Annotated in this window: 1 protein-coding gene; it reads right to left on the bottom strand. The window is 68.1% G+C overall.

What is annotated here, in order from left to right:
* A partial coding sequence (gene treZ, locus AX702_RS08080) for a malto-oligosyltrehalose trehalohydrolase (protein ID WP_156455408.1) occupies nt 1-1415 on the bottom strand: 1415 nt, incomplete at both ends.

Below are 1415 nucleotides of genomic sequence, written 5' to 3'. Positions count from 1 at the left end.
AGCGGGGTGGATTCTCCTTCGGCTTTCCCGACTGGGCCCCGGCCTTCGACGGGGTGCTGCTTTGGGGTGGAAAGGCGCGGGGCGATGTGGTCGCGGCGGAGGTGTAGGAGGGTCTGGTAGAAGGAGCGCCATGTGCCGGCATCGGGGCCGGGCTGCGGGATCGAGGCTTCGAAGGTCGATAGCGCATTGGGGTCGGGGATCGTTTCGCGCGTCTTTTCGTCGGCGAAGGCTTCGAACTTGGCGAATTCCTTACGGCGACCTTCCCGGACGGCGTCGGCAAGGTCGTCGTGAAAGTCGGTGAAGAACAGGAACGGGCTCTCGCTGCCTTCCTCCTCGCCCATGAAGAGAAGCGGGATTTGCGGCGCTAGCAGCATCAGCGCGGTGGCGGCGCGGAGCTTGGCGGGATCCGTCAGGAGCGTGAGGCGCTCGCCGAGTGCGCGGTTGCCGACCTGATCGTGGTTCTGGAGGAAGCTGACGAATCGGATCGGCGCGAGGTGGGCGCTCGGGGTGCCGCGGGGCTTGCCGTCGTGGTTGGGCGAGGGGTCACCCTGGTAGATGAAGCCTTCCGACAGGCAGCGGGCGAGGCGCTCGGCGGGTTCGTCCGCGAAGTCGCCGTAATAAGCGCTGGTCTCGCCGGTGAGGAGGACGTGGAGGACGTTGTGGAAATCGTCGTTCCATTGCGCGTCGTAGGCGTCGGAGCGGAGGCGGGCGGCGTCATTCTGCTCGTTCTCGAGGACGAGGTGGACGTGGCGGTCCGGGAGGGCGGCGCGGATCTCGGCGGCCATCTTGTCGAGGAACTGGGGGTTGTCGATGGCGTGGACGGCGTCGAGGCGGAGGCCGTCGAAGCGATAGTCCTTCAGCCACATCAGGGCGTTGTCGATGAAGAAGCGGGCGACGGGCGCCTCGTCGACGGCGACCGCGCCGCCCCAAGGGGTGGCGACGTCGCGGTGAAAGAAGCGGTCGGCGTAGAGGCCGAGATAGTTACCGTCGGGGCCGAAGTGATTGTACACCACGTCGAGGAAGACGCTGAGGCCGAGTTCGTGCGCGGCGTCGATGAGGGCGCGTAGTTCTGTGGGCGTGCCGTACGCCTCGTGGACGGCATAGGGGAGGACGCCGTCATAGCCCCAGCCCCGGTCGCCGGCGAAGGCGTTGATCGGCATGAGCTGGATCGCCGTGACGCCCAGCGCGGCGAGGGCGGGGAGGCGTTGCAGGACACCGCTGAAGCCGCCGAGGGTGCCGGCGTGGAGCTCCATGACGACCATCTCGTGCCAGGGACGGCCGCGCCATTCCGGGGTGCGCCACGGGTAGCTGTGGTCGGGGACGATGCTCCAGCCGTGGACGCCGCCTTGCTGGCGGCGGGAGGCTGGGTCGGGGACTGGGGTGTTGGCGATGTGATAGCGGTAGGGGGTGCCGGG

This window comes from Sphingomonas sp. CCH5-D11, from assembly GCF_001557395.1.
Lineage (GTDB): Bacteria > Pseudomonadota > Alphaproteobacteria > Sphingomonadales > Sphingomonadaceae > Sphingomonas.
Note: the sequence above shows the minus strand (reverse complement) of the source record. Positions and strands in the feature narration are given on the sequence as shown.